Genomic DNA, 24,233 nt, shown 5'->3' on the forward strand with positions numbered 1-24,233 from the left:
ATGACGACGATCCTGATCCTCATCGCGGTTGTCGCTGCGTTCCTGATTGGCATGAACCTCTGGACCCGTCGGTTGACGCGCGAAGGCCGTGAAACCGTGCCGCAAATGGGCAAAATCCTCGCGATCAACGGTGGCGCAATTCACTATGTTGAAAAGGGGGATCCGCAGGCCCAGACGATTGTCATGATCCACGGGTTGGCCGGACAATTGCAGCACTTCACATATGCTTTGATGGATGATCTGGCCCAGGATTATCACGTGATTGCCTTGGACCGTCCCGGATGCGGGTATTCGACTCGGGACACGTCAGATCTGGCACGTCTGTCCGAACAGGCGCGGATGGTTGATGAGTTCCTTGAGGCCAAGGCCGTGTCCAGCGCCGTTATGGTTGGTCATTCGCTGGGTGGTGCGGTGTCTTTGGCCCTGGCGTTGGACAACCCCAAACGGGTTTCTGCCTTGGCGCTTTTGGCGCCGCTGACGCACAAACTGGATGCAACACCGGCCGTTTTTAAACCCCTGGAAATCCGCACTGAATGGCTGCGCAATCTGATCGGCCACACGTTGGCTGTGCCAATGGCCGCTAAAATGGCACCACATACCTTAAGCGCCGTGTTTGACCCTGAAGACCCGCCCGAAGACTTTTTGGATCGCGCGGGCGGGGCACTCGGCCTGCGGTCATCAGCCTTTATCACCGCGTCGCAAGACGTAGTCGGAGTGGATGACAGCATTGAGGCACAAAACGTGCGCTACCCCGAGCTTCGGGTGCCGGGTGGTATTCTTTACGGCGCTCAGGATGCAATCCTGTCGCCGTCTCAGCATGGTGAGCCAATGACCAAATTTGGACTGACCGATGAAGAGATCGAGGGGTTGGGTCATATGATCCTGATCACCAAACCAGAAGCTTGTGCAGCGTTTATCCGCAAGATCGCAGGGGACGTCGAATTGCCAACCATCTCTGGGCTGGAAACAAGCTCCGAGGACGCCTGAAAGAATCCGCTCGGTTCAGGCTTTTCCCTCTTGACCCTCCCCGGCCCCTCCCTTAAATCGCCTCTCACTCGTGGCGGAGTAGCTCAGTTGGTTAGAGCAGCGGAATCATAATCCGCGTGTCGGGGGTTCAAGTCCCTCCTCCGCTACCATTAAAATCAGTCACTTATGCGACTTCAGGCACTCCCACGCGACCCTAAGTGCGATTTTGGGGGACATATGGGGGACAGGAGGCTGATTTTCGAGCGCTGGAAGGCGTTCTCAATGTCCGCCTCACGATTCACAAGCTGAACCATTTCTTGCCATTAAGAAAAGGTCGATGGAATAACAGGTTTTATCAGGTTCTCGCCCGACCCTACTTGAATGAAGAGCCCCACCGGCACCCAGCAAGAACCAGTAAAAAGCCCTGCTGGTTTGGGTTGTGAACTGTGGTCAAGGTTTTCAAAGCTGAACTGCGACAATTTCTATGAGGGGAGGCTTACCCATCATATTGACACAATTTCTGTTATTCTGAATATTCGATCTGTACAACTAAGAGATAAACATGAAACTCAATTATATATTTATAGTTGCAGCTGTATTTGTTGCAGCGTGCGAAGCACAGACCATTGTTCCTGTGCCGACCTCTGGTAGTCGAGATGATGCTAATGTGGTTCTTTCTTACAATACTGGGCTATACGCACCCACAACTCCGGACTGGGCGCAAGCTCAAGCCTCTGCGGATGCCCGATGCAAAGCATGGGGATACTCCAAGGCGGACCCCTTCCAGGGAACGTCGCAACAATGCCATTCCCGTAACGGATATGGGCAGTGTTTAGAGGCCACTATTTCTAGAACCTACCAATGCCTAGGCCGGGGCTAACAAGACTGCCGAAAGAACATGTTGAGTGTAGCCATCCGCCACATCTGAAAACTTGAAAAGTGGCTTCGCTGCAAGGGCGTCTGAGTCGTCATCTTGGACGCCTACACACCGAAGAAACAAGTAGAAGGGTTGCATCGCCGTTATTTGCGGGGCTTTGGGGTGCCGTACACTTAGCAGTAGAAAGCCCGTTTCTTTCCAGTAAAACGGAAAGAGCTTCGAGTTATAGGGGGGGGCAGCCCCGCTGTTTGTCCGCTGTATTATCAGCGAGTCAGGGTCGGCATGTTTGCCGGTCCTCCACCGCCTATCGAAGCTCGATCTGATCCGGCGAACTCAGAATGATTTGCGGCCTACCTTTTATGGCTGTTTCGACGGCTGGATATCTCGACTACAGCCATATGGCATACATCGCAGCGCTGAGAGGAAGGACCAGGAACCAGCCCCAGAGATACAGTTTTGCGTGCAAATCCAGAATTGAGGTGGATTTGGTTAGTGAACGGGCCGATGCTGCGAGTTCCTTGTTGAGTTGCGGTAGGTCTCTACTCTTGTTCTTTCGCGGATCTTCAACAAGGTCTGCTAGAAGACGGTCATACTCATCCAAGCGCAAAGCCAGAAGATCCAATTGGGATACTTGTTCGTTCGCCGGTGCGTCTATGCTCATGTTTGAGGAGAGCTTTCCCGGGTGGTTCCATGCGACAAAGCTTTTCAGGTCGCCGAACCAAGAGAGCAAATGGTTCAGTACTAAGAATACCAGTAGGAGGTCAGTGACTGTGTGAATTTGAGCTGGTCCGGGCGAAACACCCAAAAGAGTAAAGCCACTCAAGTCAACTGCCAGGCTGACAGTAAGGATTTTTGTGAGTGCCAATGCCATCAGGCTTCGGTTTGAGACATAAGTAGCTCTGGATATCAGTTCTTGCCCTTGAAAGTTCACGGTAACCTCTTTTTTGCTGCCCAACTCAACCAATGGCTTTAGTATCGCGATGATACAATGATGGTTTTGAATCTGTACCAATTGGGGGCGCGAGCGATGGCTAACGTAATTCGTGAACTGATGCTGATGGAAACTGGCGGCTACCCACTAGACCAACCGATGATTATTGACGATGGGAGTGGCACCCCTTCGGTCGTAGCGTTTGTCGAGGACGCGGAATCAGATGTGCTGATGCTCCGCTTCAATACGGATGGTGAAGTTGAAATCCAAACGAAAGAGTACAGCTATGTATCCTTTTTCAAGTCATTACTCTCCCAGCTTGATGATATGATTGACGAAGCAGACGAGCTGTGGGGAACCCTGCAGGTCTATTGGGACGACAAAGAAGGAAACTGGGTAGGTTGGGAGCATACAGCCACGCAACCTAAGACGGTTGGATGACCGTGAAACTACCCGTTATTCCCGTTAGGAGCGATCCCGTTACACTGCTTTCAGTGAAACAACCGGTCCAAAACTGGACTGTCTCCATGCGACTGCATTGCTGCTCGCGCAAAAGACCGCCCTGTTTCAAGGGGCGGCCTCTGGCGTGCGGACAGCTGTCCAGTTGGTTTAGGCGTTCAGAAGGCGGCGTGAGTCAGCCTGCAGCGCTTCCTCGGCGTCATAGTCAATTAGCCCCGAAACATTGGTCAGAACACATGTCTTCATTGCCAAGTCACGTAGGTCACTGGCGGGCTGGTCTAGTATCTGCCCCTCAAGGCTATACACCTGCTCTCTGACGGGCTCCACCACGCTTTGGTCATGGTCTTCAAACACACCAAAGGCATTAGGGTTATCTGCCGCCTTTTCGGCATTAAGAATTGCCTCGGCTTGGTCGCTCAGGCGGTCATACTCTTTGTAAAGGGTGTTCCATTCGGCGAATAGGCGCTGGATAGGTGTTTCGCCCTCTGGGTCGAGGATCTCCCCGCTCAAAGCGCCAGTCGCAACGGCACCAGTAAGTACCGGAACGCTGGATTTCAGAAGTGTGCGGCGGTGTATCATGTGCTTGTCTCCAAGGTTAGGGCGTTCAGGGCATCGGCCAGCGAGCGCAGCAGGACACAATCGTGCGTGCCGGTTACGTCATCCACCAGACCGAAATCGGGATGGGCTGCCAGTGTGGCTTGGGCTGCTATGCCTTCGACTGTCTTTGCGGGTGTGGCCGCAATCTTGCCTTCAAGGGCATAGGATTCCTCAAGGCGCGGATCGTGGTCGGCTAGTGCGCCCGGTTCGGTATTCATGTCGTGGTGCAAGTCCAGCCAGCGCTTGTACCATTGCGAGTGCGGATCTGCGCTGCCGACTGAATTCAATGCCACGTGGTTGCGATGGGCTGCACGAAACACGGGGCGCAAGTCGCCAACAAAAGCCCAATCCAATGACATGTCAGTTTCACGGCAGAAGGCGAGTATTTCCGGTGACGGGCCACCGTCTGCAGACAGCAGGCGGGCGGGCGGTTCCTTTCCAATCGCGTCGGCGAAGTATTGGACCCGGGCAGCGGATGACGACATGTCTTCGGCACTGGCCGCGCCGCCAACCGAAAGCGCGGCAATGGCAGGTGGTGCTGATTGAATAAGGGTGCGTCTGCTAATCATGGTTGGTCCTCTCATTAGCTGAATGTGTGAACGTTGCCGTCTGCGGCGATCCGGGACACGGTTGCGAGGTTCACAGAGCGCGGGGCCTGTGCCTCTGTGTCCCAGACGGGCAATAGGTGCGGGTGGCGTCGTGTGCGCGTCTCTATGGCTTTGCGAGCTGCATTAGACGCCGCATCGCCTTTGACGTGCTGGCGAAGCGTGGCGGGCTGTACACGCATGGTGCGCTGCGTCCCGTCTTGCTTGGTGAAGGTGACCGAAACGAACCGGCCTTTGGCCTTCGAAATCAGGGCGCGCTTTTCGGCGTAGGCCTGTTCCTTGGCTTCGTGGCCCTGTGCGACCGCCAGAGCGGCCACCAGTTCTTCACGCTTGCGATAGTCGGCCTCGGTCCATGTGTCCTTGTTATCGAGCAGGCTCATGGCTTCGCGGATATGGTCCGCCTCAGTCATGCTTGCGCGGCGTACAGCTTCCTTCGCTTCACCCCATGCCTGCCACAGTGCATTGCGCCAGATGACACGGTGAAACGGACGGTTAGCCATGATGGCCCAAGCGCGGTTCATGATGTTCTGGCGGTTGTACATGGCGGAAACCCTTACTTGTTCTGCAATTAGTTATACGTTAGGTGTAATCTATCCAGCGTAAGGTGTCAACACTAAACGCGTAACAATTTATACGTAAGGTGTAAGAATGAATACAGGTGAGCAATTGCGCGCAGCACGAGCGGCGTTGAAAATGGACCAGCCGGAACTGGCATCCCTGTCTGGGGTCTCAGTCGATACAATAAAGCGGCTGGAAAGAATGCAGGGGATACTTCAGGCGCAGATGGCCACAATTAAGGCCCTGCATGACGTGTTTGTCAGTGAAGGCGTTGTATTCATCCCTGAGAACGGAAACGCGGCAGGGGTCGCACTACGTAAAGACCCTGCACCCAATATCCGAACACGCAAGGCACGGGGCGGTTTGAATGACTAATCGTCAGGGCGTGGTATTGGTAAAGAAAGGTGACCAATGATATTCTACCACTTCACAGCACTTGAGTATCTTGAAGCGATTAAGGAAGAAGGGATCACTAAAGGTGATGTGCCCATGACCGCAGCGGGCAAGGTGGGGCAGGAAGTAAACGCGGTTTGGCTGACAACTGACGCAACGCCGGGTGGGCATGGCCTCAGTGATGGGCATCAACTCACAGTTTCAGAAAAGATACGAATGGGCGTCCCAGTCCACATCAACGCTAATTTCCCGAACAAGCGTGCGGTAAGGATAAAAGTCAAATGGCCTGCCTCGAAAGCAAAGCAGTGGCTGCGGTGGGCGCGAGGAAGGGCGGAGAAAGGTGTCATTGACAGCCTAGTGTCATCGGGTGGGGGGATGGCAAAGGCCAAAACTTGGCACTTGTCATTCGAACCAATACCGCCGTCTGCTTTTCTAGATATTCGTGTTCTTGGCACTCCGAACGTTGTAGAGCCCCAAACAGTGGGTTGAATAGTCGGTAGTCGGATTTGCAATCCGCTGCGTCACACGCTTATCATTATCGCATGTCGGAGGCGTTGTAGCTGCTCGTATTCATCGACGAGACTGGCGGCCCTGGCTTTGGGCTTGGCCCGGGCAACGAATAACACCAGGTTGACCCGGATGATTAAACCAAAGCATTATTAACTATACCTACTTAGGTATTTGGTATTTTAACCTTTCTGCATTATATTGAGGGCATCATGCGTAGAAATTACAAACATACGACCGCACACTTCAGCACTGTGGCCCGCTCTCGGCGCGCTGTCAGTAGTTCTGTTGTAATGCAGAAAACTACGTTTGTAGACCTTGATGAGCAACTCGAAGACACAAAACTGAACGCGATAGCTGATGAACGTGCTGACGGCCCGTTTGTTAAGGTATCGCTTGATGACCTATAGTCTTGAGTTCCACCCCAAAGCCCTGAAAGAGTTCAAGGCCCTTCCCGAACAGCACCGAACGCGACTGAAAGATAAACTGGCCGAGCGCCAAGAAAATCCCAATGTGCGAGGTGACAAGCTCAGCGGCTACCCAAACCGATACAAGATTAAGCTAATGCGGCCACCTCTCCGACTCGTCTACGAAGTGGATGACTCCACCAAAACCGTCCGAGTTCTTGTCGTCGATAAGCGTGAACGCAGCAAAGTATATCGGTCTGCGGCGAGACGATACTGATTATTCCTTCCAAGTGGTGGCTGACGCGGACCTTCACCAACCCCAAGATATCGGCTGTTTCGGCAGCAAATCCAGCCTCCTGTGGCGGGGGCTTGCTATATCCGATTTCAGGTGGGGCAACCTGTCCCACCTGATTTTTGCGCATCCCCCAAAGCTCTTTCCGCTTAGCAAGATGCTCAGCCATTTGCGTCGGGGTTAGTTGCGCCGCTGGCCCTGTTTCCCCCTGTATTAACAGGGCCTCTATCCCCCGCTAAGAAGCGGTCCCGATATCCCGGTATCCGACTATCGGGAAGGATCTGAAAAACTCGGATTTGCACCCGACCCCCTGCTACATCTGCTACATCTGCTACATGGGATATGCCCCAGGGTGGAGCGAAACTGTGCACATCTGCATGTTTTCTAAACTGTGCTGGTCGACAACGCCAAACCTCTACGCACATGGGCCAATTCCCATTCTGCCACCTGCATTCCTGTGTTTGGTCGACCACTAGCCGTAGAGGTGAACGATTTGCTCACCGTCAAACTAAGGCTGGACCAGAGCGAGGGAGCCCCGTTCCTTTCCTGCAGGCAGGAAAGACCCAGCCCATAGACCGCCTCCGAAAACGGCCCGGCGCGCTGCTATCACCCACTACTTGCCACTACTTTAGTAAGCCCTGACGAGTGGGGGCCGCGTATCACGCCCCCCTAGCTTTCCATCACTGTGGAAAGGACATGTCTACTTTGCTCTAATTTAGAAACGCCTAAATCAGCCTATTTTACGCTCACGCCGTTTTCGCGCCGCCATCTTGCGGCAACCTTCCTTGCAATACTTCGCGTCGATCCGTTTCCACTCCGGCATGAGTTCCCCGCAATAAGCGCAGTGCCAGCCTCGGGAGTAGTTCCGTCCCAACGCTGCCGCCCGCCTCGATATCCGGGTCGCGGTCTGCCAAGGCCACACAGAGTGCCCCATTCGCACAAAGGGCGGGTCCAGTTCTTCAATCCAGATATCAGCGCGGTCTGTCATACGTGTGTACCTTTTCCGGGAACAGGCTTTGATATTGCTTAAGTTTTCCGGGTTAGCTCCCCTGCGGGGTTTACAGCCGGTCAGTCAGTGACCATCTTACGAATATGACAGTGGCCGACCTTACAATATTCCAACTCTATTGCGTGATTGCTGCCTCCGCCTCGATATTTGCGTCTTTCTGCTGGGCATTCAGGGGCGTGGTGACAGACACTGACAATCAGCTTTCATGGCTTGGATATGCGTTCGTAGGGCTTGGTGCCATCTGCGGAATAGTAGGCCCCGCGCTATACGGGGCCTGGATACTCTACTCAGGACTTAACTGAGGCCCGGTTGCATTCATCATCAAGGCGCGAACAATCATTTCCCGGACCTTATCGGGGGCTTTGGATATCGTGTTTTGTAGTTGGGCTGGCACTCCGGCCTCAGTCAGCATCTTGGCAATCACCGGAGCAACCTTTGCTTCCCGACCTGCTGTGGCCCTTCGCATTGCCGCTGCACCACCGTGTCGTGCCGCCAACAGAGCGGCGGCACCCGCACCAGCGCCTTGCAAGTCACCCGTGGTTGCTAGCCCCGCACCGCCGCCGATGCCACCTAGCAGGCTTTGCTCAATGAGCTGGCGCGCTGTTGTTGAGTTCCCCGTCAGCGCGCGGTGGGTGTTTGCAAAGGTCCGTTCGTTGGCAATCTGGCTGCGAACTGCGTTAGCGCCCTCTGATCCCAACGCGGATTGCATCGCGTCTTGCTGGCGGCGTGGGCCGAACAGTGTATCAACGACACCCGGCGTGTCCCTGCGGTTTTGTAGCTGGTCAATCTTGCCGCTGGCATAGCCTTGTGCAACCTCGTCCGGGTTTGCCCGCGCTGCAACCCGTGCCCGATCCGCATAGTCCGCCGTGATACGAGGCTTTGCACCCTCTGCGCCAAGACGCACCGCGTTTTCCTGGGCAAACCGCTGTGAGGCCAGATCCCGTGCACCGCCATATTGGGGCGTCAGGGCGTCTGTGCGTTCTCGTAGCTTTTTTGCCAGCATGCCTGAAATGGCCTGTTCGTTGGTTGGCCCTTGTCCCAAAGAGGGGCGCGCCATGTCGTCCAGCGCTTTCTTGGCTTCGTCCAGCACCGCCAAGGCTGACGGATCACCAGAGACACCCTCTGCGGCCATGCGGTCGCGCGCGAGGCGCTGGCCCTGCTGTAGCGCTTTCCGCCCCATGTCAGTCTGGAACAGGTCGTCAAACGCTGTCAGGTCGATATCGTGCCCCAGGGATCGTGCTTCATTGTAGGCCGCGTCAATCCCAGGCTTTGCGCGCTGACGGATACCACCAACCAAGTCATCAACCGATTGCGGCGCATCCATACGGGATGCTGTCAACAGGCTGTCGGTTAATCGGTCGCTCTGACCCGCCATACGGGCCTGTGAGGCGCTTTCCAGCATTTCACGGGCCTCGGGGCTCGAATTGGAAGCCGCACGCCCCAGAGCGCGCCCACGTTCGCCCAGAGCGTCTATCAGCATTCCATCGGGGCCGAGGTCATCCAGTTTGGCCGCTGTTTCCGGTTGTAGGGCCTGTTTGATCCGTGCTGCTGCTTGTGATGTAGGTTTGCCGGACTTGCGGGCTAAGTGGCCACTGATTGCAGGCACAGAAGCCAGGAGGCCCGAGGCAGCGCCACCAGTTACCCCGCCAATCCCGGCCCCCTCAGCCGCTCCAACTGCACGTTCTTCAAGGTCACCTTCTGTGTGTCCAAATCCGGCGAGACCGCCGTATCCGAGGCCATCGAAGATAGAACCTTTCACCACCTTTCCTGGTGTGGATGCGTTTGCCGCCATGCTCAGACCGGCTTTGCCGATCCCGGCAACACCAGCACCAAGGCCCGCTACGTCGCCAACGGATGAGGCGGTGGGGTTGTGAACCCGTGCTGCCTTTGAGCGGGCTTGTTCTTCCGCAAGGTTCTCGCTGAAACTGTCGGTCTCATGCGGGAACAGGCCCGGAGGCATTCCATACGCCACAGGTCCAAGTGTTTTGCTGAGCGCCTGTATCTCATCCCCGAACCCGAACGCTGCGGTATCAGCGGCACTGCGAACACCTGCACCGATGCTTTCGAAATCCCTGATATTCGCCCGAGGCACAACACCGCTCTGGCGCAGCGCTGTCATGGCGCGTTCAAATAGAGACGGGTCGTAGGGGGCGAGCGTTGATCCGTCTCCCCACCGCCCGCTTTGGGCTTGTTTTGCTGCTGCCTGCCGCGCCTTCAACTGGCGCAATTTGAGGGCTGTAATCGGATCTTCGTTCAATATCCCAACTCCTGAAAACGACGCGACAGCGCGTCCTGCTGAGCGGGTGGCAGGCTGTCTACGTCTACATTGATGAGGTCGTTGATTTCCATGGTAGAGAAGTCAGCCACCGGCTGCGCATTTGTCGCCACAGCGCCAGTTTGTGCGCTACCAGATGGAAGGGCCTCAGACCGCCCCGTGAGGTAGGCTTCTGCCTCGGGAGACAGCTTCCCAAACACACCCTCTATCGTATCAAGCGTCGCCTCAATGCGCTCTTTCGACATGTCTTGCTTCAGAGCACCAAGTTGAGCGCCCAACAAATCAATCTCTTTTTCTGTCACCTGCCCAAGTCCACTTGCGCCGGTCGCGCTGGCCCTCTTGAGTTGCTCCAGTCGATCAAACACTACCATCCCCTTGAGTGTTTCGAGCATCCCGGCCATGTCGGCGGATTCTTGGTTGATGTGCCGCAGCTTACTGCCAATCACCCCGACTTCAGGTAGGTCAAAAAGTCCGTCCTTTTCGAGCGTTTCCCGAATTTCGTTGACAGTATCCACCACCACACTGCTGCGGGTGGCCTCTGTCTGCGCCGCAACTTGGGCTGCCTGTGCATCTGCTTGGCTGGTATCCTCTGGCCCGCCGATGATTGGGGCCATTTTTGCAATACCCTGCTCATTCAGCACAACTTGACCTGTTGCGGGGTCACGAACATACATGAAACCGTTGGGGGCCTTTGGATATCCCGGCACGGGCGCATCCGCACCGCCAACTGTAATGGTGTTCTGCGTTGCGCCAGCCTTCTTGATGTCTGTCTGGTATTGAACGAAGTCACCCTGATAGCCACCATCAATCGCCGCCTCAAAGTTACGCATAAGCGCTGTCTTTTCTTCCTGCGGGTTGCGCATTTGCTCAAGTTCGAGCTGACCCTTCTGAAGCTGCATCTGACGGAATGGATCGTTTGCCTGCCGTGCCTCCTGAAGCATACCCATCAGTGCGGAACGCTGCCCTTGATCGAGCCATGGGTTTGCCAGTGCTTCGTAGACGGCGCTGTAATCCACCTGCGGATTTGCCTGAGGGGTGCCACCACCAAACTTGCCAGTCCATTGGTTTGCGAATTCGCCAGCCGTCATGTGGACATTGCCGCCATTAAGGGACACGGCGTCATTTCCGACAACACCCGCTGCACTCGCGTTTGGGTTGGAAAGCAGCTTGGCCGCGCCACCTGCCCCCTGTTGGTGGGCAAGATACAGTTCCGCAGCAGTTGGTTCACGACCTAATGCCTGCCTCAGATGGGCCGCGTTGTCCGCCGCAAGCTGTGCTGCTGCTCGTGCTGACGCTTGGGGGTCCGTCTTGTCAGTCAGGCCGTACTGCTTGGCTGTGCTGTCAATGAATTGGAACATGCCCCCTGCACTGGAATTTGGGTTCTGCGCGTTGGGATCACCGCCGCTTTCAATCTGTGCAGTTCGAGCCAAATAGCCTTCTGGCAATCCGTGCTGCTGTTCCAGGCTGCCAAAGAAACCCTGCGTAGACATCGCTTCAGGCTTGCCAATTGCCGCCATAGCGTCATCACCAATTTCTTGCTCTTCGGAGAGTGGCGGAATGCCGTTGATTGTCATCGGACCGGTGCCCGCGCTGTGAGGGCGAGGCGACCGACCGGCGATTGCTGCCATTATGACCTCTCGGGCTCTGCTCGCCTCTTTGGTCGCCCGTTCCAAGCCAGCGTTTTCTGATTCTTCAGCCCGCCTGTTCAGATTGCGCACAGCCCATCCTTTGCCAAGCGCAGTCAGGCCTTCGCCAAGGTTCCGGGGTGACCCAATGCTTGCAGCAAATGAGTCCGCCAACTCGCGCTTCCTGCGCGCTCCATCGGGAGAAAGTGAGGGGGTTTGTCCCCAGAAAAAGGAACTCATACGATTGCCTCATTGTTTTGTTGGCGCATGGCCCTTGCCATCGCCAGTGCTTCGTTGATTTCAGCCCAGCGGGCCTTAGCGCCCTCTGATTGGCGTTTGCGCCCCTCTGGGGTCTTTGCGCCTGTGGAAGCGCCGCCGTGCTGACGACAGCGGGCTTTGCCGTTTACTGGTGCCGACATGCACCGCGTTCCGTCAGATAGCCTTGCCCCACAAGTCATTAAGATTTCCCCTTCCATGGAGCCCCCGCCAAGCCACCGGCTGCCAAACCAAACAAGCCGCCAACAAGCGCATTGCTGTTTGCGTTTTGCTGCTGCCAGATGCCTAATTTCTGGTTGTAGTTCTGGTTGATATTGCCAGCGACGTCAGTTGTCGGGATTGAAGACGTGTTTGGATTCACAAAGCTTGGGTGTGACACCTGAGAACCGCTTAGAAGCGCTGTAATCTCGTTGATCGGCTGATTGCGCTGCGCCATGGCTGAATTCATGCCCTGACCATAAGAATCCAGCATAAACCGATCACGCGTGCTCATTTGGCTTTCGCGCATGTTCGCCATCTCACGGTCGTATGCCTCAGATCCGATATTGATGCCGCGATTTGCCAGTTGGGCCGTCAATGCCTCAATTGACTGTGCGTTGCTCTCGCTGTTCAGGTTGTCATACAGACCCCCAGCCCACGCCTCATGCTCACCCACGCCGTATTCAAAGGGTTTGGCCATATAGTCGTTGAGGAAGTCAGATTGGTTGTTGGCCAGAGTCGCGAGGTTGAGTTGTGCCCCGTCATTCTGGGTCTTGATAGCTTGCTGCGCATCGGAAAGCGTCTGCGTCGCCGTGTAGGTCGGGATATTGTAAGTCTGACCCGTGTAGGGGTCATGGAATGCGTGTGATCCCGACTGGCCAAACGTAACAGACCCATCGGGCGTTACTTGGTTAACGTTGCCCAGTGCTGCATTCGCAATTGCAGTTGCAACGCTGGTGCCGGTTTGCGCCTGAGAAGTATCCTTTGGATCTGGCGGCGCTGGGGCCGAAGGTGAGCACATTGTTAGTCTCCAAACTCGAATGTCATTAGGCTGGCGGTGTCCTTGAAGCCCATGCGACGCCAAATCTTCGCTACCCGGAGGTCAGTAACGGGTGTCACGATGGCGCGCTTCACACCGCGCGTTTTGAGGTCATCTAGAATGTGCTTGACGAGCTTCTTGCCGATGCCATTGCGATGCTCTGGAAGAATGTAAATTGCATCTTCTGTGGCGATGAAATCACCGTTGTGCATGTCGTTCGTCAGATAAACATTGGAGTATCCGACGGCAGACCCATCAAGGCGGACGATATACGTAAGAAGCCACCCCCCGTCCGCAGCGAGGATGTACTGGTCTTTCCTAGGGGCAAAGTCACCAACTGTGTGCCCGTCACGCTCTAGCCGTGCTTTCATCTCGGCGTAGTGCTGGCGGTACATTGGCTCAAGCTCTGGATATGTCTTGCCCCAGTGCCCTAGGCTGATTTGATGCGATTGCGTCAGTGGCATTTGCGCCACCCCAACAAGGAAACGGGTCCGTTCGATAAAGGCAGCAATCCGATTTGCCCAAATCCAACTTCTCGTTCTAGCCAATTAAGAGCCCATATCTTGTCCGCCTGAGTGGTGATGTATTCTGGCTTTTGTGAGTCCCAAAAGGCCACGAGAATAGCAAGAACGTCTCCGGTCGGAAACTCGTCAACAATGTGCAGGCGGACGTTCCAGACGTTTCCGGGAGTGCTGGCTGTAAACTCTCCAACGGTCTGATTGATACGCCAATACTGAACGTGTCCGCTTTCTACCAACGGCGCGTCGTCACCTGTCAGCGCAGACAATTCATCAGGGCTAAGCTCGGCTTCAGGGCGGACGCGCTCTGCTTTCTGCTGCCTGTTCCTTTGTGGTCTTGTCGCTTCCAATTTTCTGCCCTTTCCTGCCCGCTTTAACGGTATCATATTACCCCATAAATGGCAAGGAACGTTTACAGAACAACGGCTGAATACTTCTGTCGTTACTGCCTCTCGTTTGCTTTTCTTGAGGCTCATCGAGAGAGGGGCGCGCAGTGCAAGTGCAAGGGTTTGGATTACAAGCAGGTGGGCGCTGCTTGTACATTGTCAGAATACAAAGTTGTAAATCTTTGTTACCCTCTAGAAATTGACGGCGATTTTTTTTTGAGAGGAATTAGTTATGGCTTATGGCTTTGAGACGGCTTCATTTAAAGACTTGCACAGCTTTATGGAGGAATACCCAGATCCTGAAGGATTGCCTCAAGACGGCGAAGTACTGCGACGAGGATCGGAACTTTATTTGCAAGCTGCTGGCGCATTGTTCTATCTGTTGCGCCTAATTTCGATTGCTCGACTTGAGCGCTCAGAACGCGGAAGCAGATTTGTAAGCTTTCTAGAGATTTACGACCACAGAGTAAGGGCGCTCTTGGATGAAGTGGCGGACTTTCTCTTTAGGAGCATAGAAGAGGGCGACCTTGAACGAATACACGATTTTCTTGAGGGGGTAAGGAGAGGAGCCATTGCTGAAGAAATGGTACTTCTTCAGCAGGCCACCGAATCGTCATCTGGGACAGATGCTGATGCAGAAGCCGATTCAGAAGGCACTACAACGGCAGTCAATTCACTTAAGGAACAAATTGAACGACGCGTTAAAAGGAAGTGGATCAAAGACATCCTCCATGCGATCAACGAAGTCTTGGCCATCACCAAGGGCGCAATGTAGAAAGCGGCGGGGCGAACAGTTGACATCCTGTACATCAACCGCTGCCCTGGCCCTCTTGGTCGCTGCTACATTGCTTGGTCAGCTAGCACATGCAGGCACACTGCACGTCCGCGACGCCGATACCATTGTTGTTGACGGAACTCCGGTGCGATTGAATGGCGTAGACGCGCCCGAGCTGGACACGCGATCCGGTCAGGACGCTAAGCGCTGGATGGTGAACTTTCTGCGCGGCAAGTCCGTTTCCTGCGACCTGAACGGCGAACGTACTCATGACCGCTGGGTGGGGGTGTGTTATGCCGATGGTGAGGACGTGGGAGCGGCTGTAATCGCCGCAGGGCACGCTCTGGATTGCCGCAGGTACTCCGGGGGCCGATACAGGCACTTGGAGACCCCAGCGGCTAAATCACGGCTCAAGCGGGCCAAGTATTGTGGATGAGCAAGGGCTGGGACTTTTAAACTTCACCCGTTTTCTGACGTTCTCGATACGCGGCCCAGCGTCGTTTCTGCGCCTCGCCGATCCGTCTGCGCCCAGCTTCAGTTTTCGGCCCTGTAGACATACCCCCGTGAAACCTGCACCTTTGCTTTCCTGGCTCTGACAGAGCGCGGCAGGGACGGCCTATACGAGTGTTCGCACCACACACCACCCGCTGCGTGGCTTTCCGTCGTTCCTCGGCCTGCCTGATGCGCTGTAGCTCTGCCTGCCAACGTCTATCCAGCGCCTCTTGCTGAGTGTCCGAGTGTCGGGACATTTCCAGCCGGGACGGGACATGAACGCCCAGCACCCGACACATCGCACCACAGGCCCCGAATTGCTTGAGGGTGGGCTTGCATTCCCAATAGCTGACTGTGTGCCTGCCACAGCCTACCAGCTTGCCCAACTCGGTTTGATTCAAGCCGCGCGCCTTTCTGGCTGCCTTTAGGTCCGATCCTGATGCAATCATTTTCATCCCCTTTTAAGGCCTCGCAAAAATGCCGTGACCGCCTCGGATTTCCGGCAGTGTTGTAAGAGACGAAGACACGCGGGCGTATCGGCTGCCTAATACCCCATATCGTGCGCGCGCGTTATGACGCCGGATATTCCTACATTCTGTCATGGACCGCCTGTGAAAAACCGTCAGATTGTTTGACCCCATGGGGGAGACTTGCTGATCCTCAACCATCGGCCTGAATCCCGGCTTCATTGACCAGCGGCAGTTGAAAGCCAACTGAGCAAAGCTGCCCCTCAAGCAATGCCCTGCCGTAGCTAGGACCATCCCACAGAACCATCTCTGCGCCGTTTTCGTTGATCGACACAAAGTAGATCCGCTGACCCTTGTCGGGGCCACTGGAAATTATGCCGCCGTCTATCTCGATCCTATCCATTGGGTTTTTCCCAATGCTGTGTTTTTCCGTTCCAAACCTTGCCACCGGGGCCGTGACGCTCCCATTCGGAGAGACGCCGCCATTCATCCAGGCTGACAACTTTGCCGGTCCATGTGCGGGGTCTGCCACCGACGCCGACACGATCCGGTACCGGCCCCGGATTTGGGGGCCGTTGTTGAGGGGGTTGCGGTTGAGTAGTGGGCGGATTCCGCCCGGTTCCATTTTTCGCAATTTGACCGAAGGGGGCTGCTACTTTTGCTACTTCTGCTACATGGGGGCCGTTTTGAACTTCCTGTGTAGCAGGTGTAGCAGATGTAGCAGGGGCCACCCGCCGATTTTGAATTTTTGCAACTGCGGCCTGCGTGTCAAAAAAGAACGTCATCACTGCCCCCTTTCAATCTGAAACGCCAGGCTTCTAGCGGCACCGTCTACTATGGTTCCGGCCTCTAGTTGGTGCAGCCATTGGTGTTCAACCAAGACCGACAGAAGGGCCTTTGCCTTGGGTGTCTCTCTGAATGCGCCAGGGCCGTACAGAACCACATCACGCGGAAGAATGGTGGTGCTATCTCGCCCCATCTTGTTCGCGTGGTCGGGCCAGCTATCCAGCAACCATCTGCGTAGGTGTTCGGCTTCTTCGATGCGCTGCGTCACCATCGCCGTCTCTGCCAATCTTTTGGCTTCGCCCAGATAGAACAGCGCCAACTGGATTGCGTTCGCCATAACCTCTAGCGTCACCTCTTGGGCGTTCAGGTCACGCCACAATGTCAGCACCCCGGCTATTCGCGCCGCCTGTTCTGCTGATTTGGACGCGAAGGATTTGATATGCTCGAAATCTCCGCCGCGCCCCTGTGCCATCTCGGTTGCTTGGTAGTATTCAAACAATAGGTCTTTGGCTCCGCCAGACAGCCTCAACGCTCTTGGTCGCAACTCTTGCGGCTTATCCTCATCAACTGGTTTCGGCTGGCTCAAAATCTCAACCAAGCGGCCAGACATTGCTACACCTGCTGCATCTGCTACACGGGCGTCAGGCCGTTGGAGTCGCCCCCCGATATTGCTGATAGGCTCAGTAATCAGGAACCGCGCCAAGAAACCCTGACCGGACGCAATCGGATCTGACAGCAAGGGCCTTGCCGCGACTGGTTGCACCATAAGGTGCATTGCCAGCCTGCGCCCATACAGAGTAACCGCGCCATCGCCAGCACGTACCCGGTCGGGTGGTTCGCCGTCCCAGAGCTTGGATAACCCAGCAACCGTTTTCATACGGTTATCGGAGTTCATTGCGTGACCGCCCAGAAACCCGCCACCTTCGTCTGAGAACAGGCCTAAACTGGGTTGCCCGACAAGGTACAACTTCACCAGTCCTTCTATAGTCGGTTCCGATGCTGTCAGTTTTGGTGATAGCGGTTGCGCCGGTTCTGGACCCATGGCCTTCAAATCGGCCTCGGCTGCTGCGGCCTTGTCCGGCTTACTGCCTGATGCCTCCTTTAGCAGTCTGTCGCGCTTCGCGGCCCACAACTTTTGTGCCAGAGACCAGTTCGCCATGTCGTCACTGTATTCGCTGGATTGGTCGCGCTCAAACTCTCGCAGCCCGCTCATGACCAGCTTATCACAGCCGCTTTTTCGCTCGCCTGATTGCGCCACGGTAAGGCAGAAAACAGATGTTGGTGAATACCCGGCCAGGGTTTCAACATCAGCATGAGCCTGTACAGCTAGAGACGCCACGGACAGCGCCGATTGCGCAGCGATTGCCGCCGGGGCCTGCGTTGCCCGCTGAACAGCCTGCACGGCCTCAGAGAGTGGGCCAAGGGCATCAACCGGATAATCAGCGCCGCAAGGAATTTCCCGCAGCAAGGGCTGGGGGCCTTCGGCCTTGTAGGGTATTGGTTGCGCTACATTCATTTCACTGCTCCCTCTTTCAGGGTGTCATTCCAATCCTGCCCATCTGGTGCGGGCATCAACGATACATCCCAGCCAAGGGCATTTGCCCGAGAGGCAAGCTTGTCGCCCGCTTCCCGTCCGGCTGGGTCTCCGTCCGTTGCGACAGTCAGCGCGCTGGGATCGTTCGGCAGGTGCAGGGCTTTCATCCCCGATGTGCTCAGAGTGGCCCAAACCGTTGCAGGACCGCTGAGCAAGCCTGACAGCAGGGATAGGCCCGTCTCGATACCCTCGCAGACCACAAGCGGTCCCTCGGCCTCTGACAGCACCACAGCACCGCCTGAACACGGCCCCAGCATCAGCTTGGGGCTCTTCTTAATCCTCACACCCCTTTTGTCGAAGTATGTCCGATGGACCGCCCCGGTTGTGACGTTCGCAATCATTGCCATGCACCACGATGTGGTAGGGCCGTGAAAGATATCCGGCGCGAACCGTAGCGATGGAGGTAGGGGGCAGGTGATACCCCGCCCCCGTAGATAAGCCTCGGCTTTGGTGCGCTCGATGGGTAGGGATGTTTCCCAGATCCCGCGCGCCTGCTTCAGCTTGACTGCCTGATATTCGGTGCGCTTCTGCTCGGCCTCACGTTGGGCTTCTTGATCGATGCGAGTGTTACAAGCGGGGATGTTTGCCGCAGTGGCGATATCCTTGAAGCTGCACCCACCCTTGAAGCAATACAGCAGCAGCGTGCCACCGGATTCCGAAACAGACAGGGCGGCTTGATCCCGTCGCCGTTCAGGCTGGCAAACAGGGCAAGGCGCAGAGCCCCGCCCATTGCGCCATACGCCGCCAAGATTGAAAGTCAGGGTTTCGCCATTCATGACTGACCCCCAATCTGATACTGAAGGCGTTCCAGGCCCTTCTGGGTTATCAGTGCCCGCTGTGCCATCACTCGGCGACCATCGGGATAAACCAGCATCACTGGCGTGTTTGTCATCAGGCCTTCGGCCACCGCCTGCGGGGTGGCAGTGAAGCTGAAGCTTTCGCCGGACGGATCGTGACCGTACTTATCAACGTGGATTTCAGGGCGGGTCATGAGCGCACCCCCTGACCGCCTACCGGCGTCACATTGTCCAGTAACTTATAGATGCCGTAGGTTTCCCGGCCTGTTGCCGGATCATTGCTGAAACGCTCAGTCTCGATGTTGAGGCCCTGCACCTCGCGCAGACCCATAATGAAGTGCGACAAACGACATATGCTGGCGCAGAACATCGGCGCGCACATAAGAGCCTCAAGGATCTGTCGCTTGTGTTTGCTAACCCAAATGGACCGGGTGTTTCCGCTCTGGTCTGTGACCAAGTATTCAGCCGGTTCACGACAGTCGGGTAAGTCCGCCCACCGGGAAACGCGGCGGGTGTTCTTCGGGGGTTTGAGTATAGATACAGTCATACGCCCACCTCCACATTCAGGCCGAACCAGTGACGGGCCACTATCGGGTAGTCGCGCAGCATCACGCGCGGCGGCGCGTTGTCGTTATCGAACCGGGGCGGGTGGCTCTTTGCCTCCGCTTGGCTCACTTCAATTTCTGGATTCTTACGTTGCAGTATCAGGTTCATAACTGATCCTCGTCTTGCGCCGAGGGCATGAACACGCTACATTTCGCTTAGTCGCTGGAATGACTGAAAACGAATTGCCCGTGTCCAATGTTGTCCCATTGGCGCGGGTTTCGTTTATACGGCGGTTGGTTGCGCTACCTCATCGAACCAGCGGTCCAGCTCGTCGTATTCCAGGCGAGTGGAGTTGCCAATTTTGACGTACTTGAGGCGTCCAGACTTCATTTCCTCATAGAGGGTACTCCGGGACATCCCGGTATATGTTACCGCCCCGGATACATCTGTTGCCCGTGGGCGGGCCTTGTGGTTTCCAACAATATCCATGCTCGTTTCTCCGTATCCTTGTCGATACGAAGGAACGTACGGAGCCCGCCGATAGAGATATAAAGGAGCTTTCTTATTCGCTTGGCGGGGAAAATTCCTTACCTGCCTTCTTAGCCCATACTTGTGGGCTCGCATTGGCTCCAACCGCATCAAAGGCCAACGTCACAAAATCAAGAAACGGGCCGTAAGCTGGATTGCCTCTCTCATGAGGGTTTGTATTCACAACCGGCATTGAGCCGGAAATAGCATGAAAGACCTTTGCGCAATCGGCGGCAAATAGCATGGCGGCGCTTTCTGTTGGCTTGCCCTTGTAGACAGTTTCGAATTCCGGCCCATCGCCAAACGCGCTATTCACGGATAGAGCATCGGGGTTAATAGATGACGCCGCTGAGTTCAAAATATCACTCATTACAATCAGGGATTCTACCAGTTCCTTTTGGGCCAGACTATTTGCAGTTGGCGCGACGAACTCGGCATCAGTGTTAGGAAAGAAGCACTTTAATACCTGTGAAAACGTTTTGCTCCCGTGCCATCCGACTCTTTCCAGTTGGTTAGCCGCAGCAGCCATTGACCTTGCGGCCCTCTTTATATCGTCAATGTCTTTTTGGGGCTCTCGGTCCATCCGTTCCACAGATTGTAGACTGGACGCAAGGCTGTAGCATCGATCCAAAGCCTCGGCGTGATTCTGTGCGTCATCATCACTGATGGAATTAGATATTCCCTTGATAGCTGCTACAAGCGATGCTTTGCGTTGCTTTTGGTCGTCAGTCACGCAGACCCCCTATCGCAATCACTTCTGCACTTTCCTGCGTCACCAATTCCGCCCACTTGTCCAATGCAACCGCGCGCTGATCCAGTAGTTGAGCCTGATTGTAGACGCGCCCAACAAGCGTCGGGGCCGATGCCGTTGCCGAGTGATTCAGTATTCTGTCCACCACAGATTCACTTTCGCCAGCATCCGCCATCCTGGTTGCGAAGCCAGTTCGGATATCATGAATCCGCCATTGCTCGAACCCATCAGGTAGCAGCTTGTCCAAGCGCGCCTTTGCCTTTCCAATGCCAGATACCGGCGTTTCACCCGTTGTGGTGAACACAAACCCCTTGTCCTTGCCTTCTTTGCTCAACGCCCTCAATTCCTTGAGGGCCGGGCTTGCCAAGTGAGTTATGTGTGGCTTTTTGTTCTTAGTCTGGGAGCCCGGCTTAATCATTCTCGCGTTCTCGAATTCTATTTCCTCCCATCTGAGGCCCAGGATCTCACCCCGACGCTGACATGTGAGTAACAATAGACGGAACACCGGCCCCCAGACCGAACCCATTTGAAACGTTGCATTCCAGATTGACCGCGTTTCATCAATTGACAGGACACGCTCCCGCGCGTGTTCAGTCGTAGCTTTTGCAACCCCGTTGGCGACATTCTCAGACACATAGCCGCGAACCCAAATCCAATTTGAAAACGCCGATAACGCTGCCCTGATACGATTGGCATAGGCCTTCCGGCCTGCCGCCGCCTTGTCGTCTACAGCTTTCTGAATGTCACTGCGGGTCAAATCTGTAATTGGGCTCTCAAGATGATCCGCTAAAGACTGGCGCAACTGGCGCAGTCTTTCATCGCGTGTTCTGAGGTTAGACAGGTGCAGGTTGTCGTAGATACCTAACACCTGTGAAACGGTCAGTGTGGACGCTTGCAAGCGCTTCTTTTCGCGCCTCTCTGCCTCTGCGTTCGCGATCCGGTCAATTCCCTGCGCAGCTTCGGCCTCAATCTCCAATGCCATCTTGCGGGCCTCTGACAACCCAACAGGCTTGGGCCACTGGCCAAGCGTATGCTTCCGTTTTGGCCCGCCCTTCACCCGTTTTTCATACATCCACACAGCCTTGCCAGTTGAAGACAGCCGGAACCTCAACCCCTTGCGTTCTGTGTCGGACACCTCAAGACGCCCCGCCTCGGGCGGGGTAAGGCTTTCAAGAAATCTGTTCGTTAATTTCTTCTTCATGGCATTGGGGGACTCATGGGGGACAATTTGAGTTGGATTGTGATAGACGCTTATGGATAAAGATAGACAATATTTATCCGGGGGACAACAGTAGAGGTGCTGATTTTACAAAACAAAAAAGGTGGTTTCTGGATTATTATGGACGATATCGGATCGCAATGGACACGTCGCAAGAGTCATAGGAGAACGGAATCATAATCCGCGTGTCGGGGGTTCAAGTCCCTCCTCCGCTACCAAATCACTTACATCAAGCAGTTTACAAAGATGCGCATGTGGTCTTCTAGCCACTTGGTTCCCCGAAGATCGTTTAGAGCGGACGTGCATTGCGATCAGGTTCATCCATGACAATCTGGAGTTAAACTCCATGATTGGCGCCGTATACCCGGCTTCCTGATTTTTCAGATATTCAAATGGGTCAATTGTTGCCGAACATTCACTGAATGGCCGAAATATCCAGAATTGGTGTTGCTGGCGTAACATCAAACCCATGGATCTCGTCTGACAACTCAACCCGCACCCTAAGTTCTTCGATGTTCTCTAAACGGTTGAAAAACGCAAATTCGATTGTGCCGAGCGCGTTCATGTCCTGACACTGAATGACATAGTCGGCCTGAAATTCAGCATGATATTCGGCCGCTGGCGCATCAGCCTCGCCCGTCTCGGTCTCATCCTTCTTTCCGAAGCCTTCATTCGTCAAAATCACGTTGGCCGATGTTGTAATACATCCGGCCTCTTCCGATACGACAAACAACTCTAATGGTTTAGATAAATCGGAAATTGCGGCTGCGACCAACGCACGATCATCATCGCTCTCAGCGTGTCTTTCGAAGCCGATGATATCGACGCTGGGGACCGCAAGTGACAAAGTGAACTCGGCGCCCGAAAATGCCATCTCCAAGGATCCGGAACCATGTTGGTGCCGAAAATCCAGTTGCGTAGCCTGGGCAGCCACGGCCGCAGGGCAAAGGGACAGTGCAAGAACAGCGCGCTTCATTAACCAAGTACCACCAAAATCAGAATCACGGCGATCAGTCTAACCCGAATCAAGGGGTGCGCAATGCTACCCTTACGTCTTGGTCTCGCCAGATATGGGTAGTTTGAGCCTTTTTTGCATAGATCATGGCAATTCCGACAATAAGACTCAGGTTGACATTGCCGACTAAATCACTCAGTTAAGCGTCCGTGAAAACTGTGCGGCGCCAAACGCGCACGCAGAGATGTCTGACAGGAAAGATACGAATCCCATGAACAAGTTATTAGCGGCCGCCAGCGCTCTGACTCTTTGTGTTGCCACTGCTGCCGTTGCCGGTGACGCGCCCGCAAAGGCCGATGTGCTGAACAATTACGCCAATATTGCCGAAGCCAAGTATGATGACAGCCTGATTGCCGCTAAGTCCCTGCAGGTCGCTGTCGACATTCTGATCGCCGATCCTTCGGAAGCGACCCTGAATGCGGCCCGCGCGGCGTGGATTGCAGCACGCGTTCCTTACCAGCAAACCGAGGTCTACCGTTTTGGCAACCCGATCGTCGATGACTGGGAAGGCAAAGTGAACGCGTGGCCACTGGATGAAGGCCTGATCGACTACGTTGACGCGGCTTATGGCGGCGCAACCGATGAAAACGAGTTTGCCGTCCTGAATGTCGTCGCCAATCCCAGCTTTGAGCTGTCGGGTGAAACCATTGACGCGACCGAAATCACTCCGGAACTGTTGGGCAAAACCCTTCATGAAGCAGACGGTATCGAAGCCAATGTCGCCACCGGCTATCACGCCATCGAATTCCTGCTGTGGGGCCAGGACCTGAACGGCCACGGCACCGGTGCAGGCAACCGCCCAGCGAGCGACTATGCCAAAGGTGACGATTGCACCGGCGGTAACTGCGACCGTCGCGGCCAATATCTGAGCGCGGCGACCGACCTGCTGGTCAGCGATCTGGAGTGGATGGCAGCCCAATGGGCAGAGGGTGGCGACGCCCGTGCGGCCCTGACCGAGAACGAAGCAGCTGGTGTCAGTGCAATTTTGACCGGCATGGGATCGCTGTCTTATGGCGAACAAGCCGGTGAGCGGATGCGTCTTGGCCTGATGCTGAACGATCCGGAAGAAGAGCATGATTGCTTCTCGGACAACACGCATAACAGCCACTACTATGACGGCCTCGGTGTGCAGAACGTTTATCTTGGCAGCTATACACGTATCGATGGTACATCTGTGTCCGGCGCATCGCTGGCAGATCTGGTGATCGCAACCGACCCAGCGCTGGACGCCGAGATGAAAGTCAAACTGTCGAACACCATGCAGGCTCTGGGTCGCCTCAAGTCGACCGCCGAGGCCGGTTTTGCCTATGACCAGATGCTGGAACGCGGCAACGCCGGTGGCGAAGCGCTGATCATGGGTGGCGTCAATGGTCTGGTCGACCAGACCAAGACGATCGAACGCATCGTGACTGCCCTGGAACTGGATCAGATCGATTTCGAAGGGTCGGACAGCCTGGATAACCCTGACGCGGTTTTCCAGTAAATCATCAATCGGTCGGGATACATGTTCTAAACCATGTGTCCCGACCTTCGGGGAACGCAAAGTTCCTATCTCAATAAATAT

At 55.3% G+C, this 24,233-nt stretch carries 31 protein-coding genes and 1 tRNA gene; 10 read left to right on the forward strand and 22 right to left on the reverse strand.

The window, feature by feature from the left end:
• From D9K61_RS05120 to yecR, 3 genes are all read left to right on the forward strand, one after another.
• Positions 1–987 (forward strand): alpha/beta fold hydrolase, encoded by a 987-nt coding sequence (locus D9K61_RS05120; RefSeq protein ID WP_120632189.1) that lies wholly within the window; start codon positions 1–3, stop codon positions 985–987.
• Between the two features lie 72 nt (positions 988–1,059).
• Positions 1,060–1,136, forward strand: a tRNA-Met gene (locus tag D9K61_RS05125).
• A 392-nt stretch (positions 1,137–1,528) separates the two neighbouring features.
• A complete protein-coding gene (gene yecR, locus D9K61_RS27800; RefSeq protein WP_120632190.1) occupies positions 1,529–1,846 on the forward strand; it encodes a YecR family lipoprotein in 318 nt (105 codons plus the stop codon).
• 385 nt (positions 1,847–2,231) lie between these two features.
• Here the strand turns inward: yecR and D9K61_RS05135 are convergent, their stop codons facing one another.
• Complete coding sequence (locus D9K61_RS05135) at positions 2,232–2,714, reverse strand: hypothetical protein (RefSeq protein WP_162946752.1); 483 nt, start codon at positions 2,712–2,714, stop codon at positions 2,232–2,234.
• Positions 2,715–2,870: 156 nt separating this feature from the next.
• Here D9K61_RS05135 and D9K61_RS05140 point away from each other — a divergent pair, with 156 nt between their 5' ends.
• Entirely contained in the window at positions 2,871–3,215 is a 345-nt protein-coding gene (locus tag D9K61_RS05140; protein ID WP_216825752.1) for a hypothetical protein, read from the forward strand.
• Between the two features lie 168 nt (positions 3,216–3,383).
• Here D9K61_RS05140 and D9K61_RS05145 read toward each other — a convergent pair whose 3' ends face one another.
• From D9K61_RS05145 to D9K61_RS05155, 3 genes are read right to left on the reverse strand one after another with little or no spacing between them, the layout of a single operon-like run.
• Positions 3,384–3,812: a hypothetical protein gene (locus D9K61_RS05145; RefSeq protein WP_120632193.1), complete on the reverse strand. Its 429-nt coding sequence runs from the start codon at positions 3,810–3,812 to the stop codon at positions 3,384–3,386.
• Entirely contained in the window at positions 3,809–4,399 is a 591-nt protein-coding gene (locus D9K61_RS05150; protein WP_120632194.1) for a hypothetical protein, read from the reverse strand. The genes D9K61_RS05145 and D9K61_RS05150 overlap by 4 nt, the downstream gene beginning before the upstream one ends.
• A gap of 14 nt (positions 4,400–4,413) precedes the next feature.
• Complete coding sequence (locus tag D9K61_RS05155; RefSeq protein WP_120632195.1) at positions 4,414–4,977, reverse strand: hypothetical protein; 564 nt, start codon at positions 4,975–4,977, stop codon at positions 4,414–4,416.
• 106 nt (positions 4,978–5,083) lie between these two features.
• Here D9K61_RS05155 and D9K61_RS05160 point away from each other — a divergent pair, with 106 nt between their 5' ends.
• From D9K61_RS05160 to D9K61_RS05170, 3 genes are all read left to right on the forward strand, one after another.
• Positions 5,084–5,368, forward strand: coding sequence for a helix-turn-helix domain-containing protein (locus tag D9K61_RS05160; RefSeq protein WP_120632196.1), 285 nt, complete (start codon positions 5,084–5,086; stop codon positions 5,366–5,368).
• A 36-nt stretch (positions 5,369–5,404) separates the two neighbouring features.
• The gene (locus tag D9K61_RS05165; RefSeq protein WP_120632197.1) at positions 5,405–5,875 is read left to right on the forward strand and encodes a hypothetical protein; all 471 of its coding nucleotides are present in this window, start codon (positions 5,405–5,407) and stop codon (positions 5,873–5,875) included.
• Positions 5,876–6,292: 417 nt separating this feature from the next.
• Positions 6,293–6,577 (forward strand): type II toxin-antitoxin system RelE/ParE family toxin, encoded by a 285-nt coding sequence (locus D9K61_RS05170; RefSeq protein ID WP_120632198.1) that lies wholly within the window; start codon positions 6,293–6,295, stop codon positions 6,575–6,577.
• Positions 6,578–7,322: 745 nt separating this feature from the next.
• Here the strand turns inward: D9K61_RS05170 and D9K61_RS26830 are convergent.
• The 7 genes from D9K61_RS26830 to D9K61_RS05200 form a co-directional block, all read right to left on the reverse strand.
• The gene (locus tag D9K61_RS26830) at positions 7,323–7,580 is read right to left on the reverse strand and encodes a hypothetical protein (protein WP_162946755.1); all 258 of its coding nucleotides are present in this window, start codon (positions 7,578–7,580) and stop codon (positions 7,323–7,325) included.
• Positions 7,581–7,884: 304 nt separating this feature from the next.
• Positions 7,885–9,858 (reverse strand): hypothetical protein, encoded by a 1,974-nt coding sequence (locus tag D9K61_RS05175; RefSeq protein WP_120632199.1) that lies wholly within the window; start codon positions 9,856–9,858, stop codon positions 7,885–7,887.
• Positions 9,855–11,675, reverse strand: coding sequence for a transglycosylase SLT domain-containing protein (locus D9K61_RS05180; RefSeq protein ID WP_216825753.1), 1,821 nt, complete (start codon positions 11,673–11,675; stop codon positions 9,855–9,857). Before D9K61_RS05180 ends, D9K61_RS05175 begins: the two co-directional genes overlap by 4 nt.
• A 62-nt stretch (positions 11,676–11,737) precedes the next feature.
• On the reverse strand, positions 11,738–11,977 hold the full coding sequence (locus tag D9K61_RS05185; RefSeq protein ID WP_371688450.1) for an HGGxSTG domain-containing protein: 240 nt from the start codon (positions 11,975–11,977) through the stop codon (positions 11,738–11,740).
• Entirely contained in the window at positions 11,959–12,777 is an 819-nt protein-coding gene (locus D9K61_RS05190; RefSeq protein ID WP_120632201.1) for a hypothetical protein, read from the reverse strand. The genes D9K61_RS05185 and D9K61_RS05190 overlap by 19 nt, the downstream gene beginning before the upstream one ends.
• A gap of 2 nt (positions 12,778–12,779) precedes the next feature.
• Positions 12,780–13,259 (reverse strand): GNAT family N-acetyltransferase, encoded by a 480-nt coding sequence (locus D9K61_RS05195; RefSeq protein ID WP_120632202.1) that lies wholly within the window; start codon positions 13,257–13,259, stop codon positions 12,780–12,782.
• The gene (locus D9K61_RS05200; protein WP_162946756.1) at positions 13,250–13,789 is read right to left on the reverse strand and encodes a hypothetical protein; all 540 of its coding nucleotides are present in this window, start codon (positions 13,787–13,789) and stop codon (positions 13,250–13,252) included. The genes D9K61_RS05195 and D9K61_RS05200 overlap by 10 nt, the downstream gene beginning before the upstream one ends.
• A gap of 142 nt (positions 13,790–13,931) precedes the next feature.
• Here D9K61_RS05200 and D9K61_RS05205 point away from each other — a divergent pair, with 142 nt between their 5' ends.
• Together D9K61_RS05205 and D9K61_RS05210 are read left to right on the forward strand one after the other, a co-directional pair.
• Positions 13,932–14,474 (forward strand): hypothetical protein, encoded by a 543-nt coding sequence (locus D9K61_RS05205; RefSeq protein ID WP_120632204.1) that lies wholly within the window; start codon positions 13,932–13,934, stop codon positions 14,472–14,474.
• A 55-nt stretch (positions 14,475–14,529) separates the two neighbouring features.
• Positions 14,530–14,910, forward strand: coding sequence for a thermonuclease family protein (locus D9K61_RS05210; protein ID WP_254055678.1), 381 nt, complete (start codon positions 14,530–14,532; stop codon positions 14,908–14,910).
• Positions 14,911–14,926: 16 nt separating this feature from the next.
• Here D9K61_RS05210 and D9K61_RS05215 read toward each other — a convergent pair whose 3' ends face one another.
• The 11 genes from D9K61_RS05215 to D9K61_RS05255 form a co-directional block, all read right to left on the reverse strand.
• Positions 14,927–15,421: an HGGxSTG domain-containing protein gene (locus D9K61_RS05215; RefSeq protein ID WP_120632206.1), complete on the reverse strand. Its 495-nt coding sequence runs from the start codon at positions 15,419–15,421 to the stop codon at positions 14,927–14,929.
• A gap of 205 nt (positions 15,422–15,626) precedes the next feature.
• A complete protein-coding gene (locus tag D9K61_RS26835) occupies positions 15,627–15,836 on the reverse strand; it encodes a hypothetical protein (RefSeq protein ID WP_162946758.1) in 210 nt (69 codons plus the stop codon).
• 381 nt (positions 15,837–16,217) lie between these two features.
• Complete coding sequence (locus tag D9K61_RS05225; RefSeq protein ID WP_120632208.1) at positions 16,218–17,735, reverse strand: YfjI family protein; 1,518 nt, start codon at positions 17,733–17,735, stop codon at positions 16,218–16,220.
• Positions 17,732–18,589: a toprim domain-containing protein gene (locus D9K61_RS05230; protein WP_120632209.1), complete on the reverse strand. Its 858-nt coding sequence runs from the start codon at positions 18,587–18,589 to the stop codon at positions 17,732–17,734. Before D9K61_RS05230 ends, D9K61_RS05225 begins: the two co-directional genes overlap by 4 nt.
• A complete protein-coding gene (locus tag D9K61_RS05235; protein ID WP_120632210.1) occupies positions 18,586–18,804 on the reverse strand; it encodes a hypothetical protein in 219 nt (72 codons plus the stop codon). Before D9K61_RS05235 ends, D9K61_RS05230 begins: the two co-directional genes overlap by 4 nt.
• Positions 18,801–18,956 carry a hypothetical protein gene (locus tag D9K61_RS27245; protein ID WP_216825754.1) on the reverse strand — a complete coding sequence of 52 codons (156 nt, stop codon included), beginning with the start codon at positions 18,954–18,956 and terminating at the stop codon, positions 18,801–18,803. The genes D9K61_RS05235 and D9K61_RS27245 overlap by 4 nt, the downstream gene beginning before the upstream one ends.
• A gap of 197 nt (positions 18,957–19,153) precedes the next feature.
• Positions 19,154–19,324 carry a hypothetical protein gene (locus D9K61_RS26845; RefSeq protein ID WP_162946760.1) on the reverse strand — a complete coding sequence of 57 codons (171 nt, stop codon included), beginning with the start codon at positions 19,322–19,324 and terminating at the stop codon, positions 19,154–19,156.
• A gap of 114 nt (positions 19,325–19,438) precedes the next feature.
• The gene (locus D9K61_RS27805; RefSeq protein ID WP_120632211.1) at positions 19,439–19,795 is read right to left on the reverse strand and encodes a helix-turn-helix domain-containing protein; all 357 of its coding nucleotides are present in this window, start codon (positions 19,793–19,795) and stop codon (positions 19,439–19,441) included.
• Complete coding sequence (locus D9K61_RS05245) at positions 19,719–20,417, reverse strand: hypothetical protein (protein WP_120632212.1); 699 nt, start codon at positions 20,415–20,417, stop codon at positions 19,719–19,721. Before D9K61_RS05245 ends, D9K61_RS27805 begins: the two co-directional genes overlap by 77 nt.
• Positions 20,410–21,636, reverse strand: a complete 1,227-nt coding sequence (locus D9K61_RS05250; protein WP_120632213.1) for a site-specific integrase — start codon at positions 21,634–21,636, stop codon at positions 20,410–20,412. The genes D9K61_RS05245 and D9K61_RS05250 overlap by 8 nt, the downstream gene beginning before the upstream one ends.
• Positions 21,637–22,069: 433 nt before the next feature.
• Complete coding sequence (locus D9K61_RS05255) at positions 22,070–22,630, reverse strand: DUF2796 domain-containing protein (protein WP_120632214.1); 561 nt, start codon at positions 22,628–22,630, stop codon at positions 22,070–22,072.
• 250 nt (positions 22,631–22,880) lie between these two features.
• Here D9K61_RS05255 and D9K61_RS05260 point away from each other — a divergent pair, with 250 nt between their 5' ends.
• Positions 22,881–24,152, forward strand: a complete 1,272-nt coding sequence (locus D9K61_RS05260; protein WP_120632215.1) for an imelysin family protein — start codon at positions 22,881–22,883, stop codon at positions 24,150–24,152.
• Positions 24,153–24,233 lie beyond the last annotated feature (81 nt).

Origin of the sequence: Ruegeria sp. EL01 (genome assembly GCF_900313035.1) — a bacterium.
GTDB lineage: Bacteria > Pseudomonadota > Alphaproteobacteria > Rhodobacterales > Rhodobacteraceae > Ruegeria.